Raw genomic sequence first — 2,785 nt, 5'->3', positions numbered from 1 at the left:
CGGCCATCGTGCGCGGCGTTTGAACTTCAGCGGCGGGAACAGCGGGCGCGGGCGGCACACCGGCGGCTTTGAGTAGATCCGCACGGAGGTCTTCGGCGAGACGCGTCGCCGCAGCGCGGGCGCTGGGTTTATCGATGCTGGCCACTTGTGAAGCGGTCGGTGCGAACGATGCGGCAGGCGTCGCCGGCGGGGTGTGTTGCACTTTGGCGGCGCCCGTCGACGCGGCATTCGGTGCGGCGGCAAGTTTCGCGGTGGAGACCGGGGCATCGTCGGCGCCCGTGTCGGCGTAAGCCGCATGACTGCTCGTATTCTCGGCGCCCGCTTCCGGGCTTGCGCCGAACACCGACGAGAACACATCAGGCATGCCGCTCGCATACGGGTTGGCTTGCATCGCGCGCGGTGCGACGAGCGTGGGCTGCTGTGAAGCCATTGCATTCGTCGGCGCGGCCAGCGCTGCGGCTGCGTTGCGTCGCGGCGTCTTCGGCGTGATGGCGGCGAGGTCGCTGTCGGCCAGCGCGACGATTTCGACGCTGCCGTCGTCCATCGTGTGATTGGACAAAACGACGGCATCCGGGCCCAAGGCTTCGCGCACGAGACGCAGAGCATCGCGACTGGTAGCACCGACAAATTTACGAATGTTCAAGCTGGACCCCCGAAGAGCTAAACGGACTTACGGACTAACGGACCGGCAACATACCGCTTCCCATTGAGGCCATTATTGCGAAACGCGTCGAGTGACGATCGATGGATAAAGACGGGTAAAGGCGGGCAATTCGGGCGATGGAAAGGTGCGTCGAGCCACACGCGCCATGGTTTGAGACAGGCTTTCCGGCGGCGCCGGAGCGCGCTTTCGGGAGCTCAGCATGTGCTCCGACGGCTGCTTGCTACACGAAGATTCAGGCGTCGAAATGAAAACCGGCGCTCGAAGGAGCGCCGGCGGAAGCCATCGGTCTGGATAAATGGCGTCTAACGATCTATCGGGTACAACTGCGCGGCGTTTTAACCATGCGCCCCGATCAGATTCACCACCTTGATATTGCGCGTATCCGGCACTTCCGCATAAGACAGCACCTTCAACTGCGGCAAACTGCGGCGCAGGAAGCGCGCGAGCATCGGCCGCAGCGCGTGCTGCACCAGCAGCACTGGCGCGAGCCCGAGGTTTTGCTGACGCGTCATCGCCTTTTGCGTTTCGTTCAGCAGCGTATGCGCGAGGCCCGGTTCCAGGCCCGGGTTGGCGCCAGTAGAAAGCGCCTGTGACAACACCCGCTCCAGATTCGGGTCGAGGCCCATCACCTGCATGTCGCCCGGCCCCGGGAACCACTGCTGCGTAATCGCCCGGCCCAGCGCGAGGCGCACGGCGGCGCTGAGCTCATGCGCGTCGGTGATCTTCGGCGCGTGTTCGGACAGCGCTTCGAGAATCGTGCGCATATCGCGGATCGGCACGCCTTCTTCCAGCAGGTTTTGCAGCACCTTTTGCAGCGTGGTGAGCGGCAGCGACTTCGGCACCAGATCGTCGACCAGCGACGGCGTGTCCTTCTGCATGCGCTCCAGCAGCGCCTGCACTTCGCGGCGGCCGAGCAGTTCGGACGCATGCGCGACCACCAGGTGATTCAGGTGCGTGGCCACCACGGTGCTCGAATCGACTACCGTGTAGCCATACACCTGCGCCTGTTCGCGCAGATTCGTATCGATCCAGATCGCCGGCAAACCGAACGCCGGGTCTTGCGTCGGCGTACCCGGCAGCGCGGCGGCCACCTGCCCCGGGTTGATCGCCAGCCACTGCCCCGGATACGCTTCGCCGACGCCCACCTCGACACCCTTGAGTGCAATCCGGTAGCCGTTCGGCCGTAATTCGAGGTTGTCGCGGATATGGATCACCGGCGGCAGGAAGCCGATTTCCTGCGCGAACTTCTTGCGGATGCTCTTGATCCGCTTCAGCAATTCGCCGTCCGAGTTCTGGTCGACCAGCGGGATCAGGCGGTAGCCGACTTCAAGACCGAGCGTGTCGATCATCGTCACGTCGTCCCAGCTGGCTTCGGTGTTTTCGACCGGCGCCATCGCGGCCGGCGCGACGTCGACCAGCGTCGTGCTGGTCTTGCGGTCCTCGCTGCGCTTTTTCATCGTGCGGCCGAGTTGAATCAGCCCGCCGCCGAGAAGCAGAAACGCGAAGTGCGGCATGCCCGGAATCAGGCCCATCAGCACGAGAATGCAGCCGGTGATCGCCAGCACGCGCGGATTCGTGAACAACTGCCCCGTCAATTGCGTGCCGATGTCTTCGTTGGTCGCGACGCGCGAGACGATTACACCGGCCGCCGTCGAAATCACGAGCGACGGGATCTGCGCGACGAGCCCGTCACCAATCGTCAGCAGCGTGTAGGTCTTGCCCGCGGACGCGAAGTCCATGCCGTGCTGAAGCATCCCGACGACCAGGCCGCCGAGGATGTTGATCACCATGATCAGCAAACCGGCGATCGCATCGCCCCGCACGAACTTGCTCGCGCCGTCCATCGAACCGTAAAACTCGGCTTCCTGTGAGACTTCCAGCCGGCGCTTGCGGGCCTGATCCTCGTTGATGAGGCCGGCGTTCAGGTCGGCGTCGATCGCCATCTGCTTGCCGGGCATCGCGTCGAGCGTAAAGCGCGCGGACACTTCCGCGATCCGCCCCGCGCCCTTGGTGATCACCATGAAGTTGATCACCATCAGAATGACAAAGACGACGATACCGACCGCGAAGTTGCCGCCCACCAGAAAGTGGCCGAATGACTCGATCACCTGGCCGGCCGCG

1 protein-coding gene and 1 pseudogene are annotated in these 2,785 nt (G+C 64.1%); both read right to left on the bottom strand.

What is annotated here, in order from left to right:
* A pseudogene (locus QOC89_RS06790) lies at positions 1 to 643 on the bottom strand (flagellar biosynthesis protein FlhF); the annotation flags it as partial.
* Positions 644 to 999: 356 nt separating this feature from the next.
* Positions 1,000 to 2,785: flagellar biosynthesis protein FlhA (gene flhA, locus QOC89_RS06785; RefSeq protein ID WP_323044323.1), on the bottom strand; the 1,786-nt coding region annotated here is incomplete at its 5' end.

The sequence above is a fragment of the Paraburkholderia sp. genome, assembly GCF_034668105.1.
In the GTDB taxonomy this organism is placed as follows: Bacteria; Pseudomonadota; Gammaproteobacteria; order Burkholderiales; family Burkholderiaceae; genus Paraburkholderia.
Note: the sequence above shows the minus strand (reverse complement) of the source record. Positions and strands in the feature narration are given on the sequence as shown.